Genomic DNA, 552 nt, shown 5'->3' with positions numbered 1-552 from the left:
CCCGGTTGGCCCGCGCCGCCAGATCACCCCAAAGGAGTATAGCTGGCAGTGACCTGCCACGCTTGTCGGTCGCCCGGCACAGGCGCAGAATACCGCGCCGCTGGGGCAAAGGTTTACCAGGGATGAGCGAATCATGATCGATATGAGCCTCACCAATCTGCATGCAGGAAAAACAACAATCGCCGCCGCGGCCATCGAGGCACTCGCGGGTCGGTTGCGCGGGCGCGTCCTGAATGCGGGCAACGCATCCTATGATGAGGCGCGCACGATCTGGAATGGGATGATCGACCGGCGGCCCGGGCTGATCGTGCAATGCGCCGGGGCCGCCGATGCCGTCAATGCGGTTCGCTTCGCGGCGGAGAACCAGTTGCTCGTCGCGGTGCGCGGCGGCGGGCACAACATTGCTGGCAATGCGGTCTGCGACGGCGGCCTAATGATCGATCTCACACCGATGAAGTCGGTGCGCGTCGATGCGACGACGAAGAGGGCCTGGGTCGAGCCGGGCGCCACGCTTGCCGATGTCGACAAGGAGACGCAGGCCTTCCGTCTGGT

General features: G+C 65.0%; 1 protein-coding gene. It reads left to right on the top strand.

All coding sequences use genetic code 11. From position 1 onward, the window contains the following. Positions 1–133 precede the first annotated feature (133 nt). On the top strand, positions 134–552 hold a 419-nt coding region (locus tag BC363_RS31920; RefSeq protein WP_141690517.1), incomplete at its 3' end, for an FAD-dependent oxidoreductase.

Source organism: Ensifer sp. LC384 (assembly GCF_001695865.1).
Classification (GTDB): Bacteria; Pseudomonadota; Alphaproteobacteria; order Rhizobiales; family Rhizobiaceae; genus Ensifer.
This window is presented reverse-complemented; position numbering and strand designations above follow the sequence as displayed.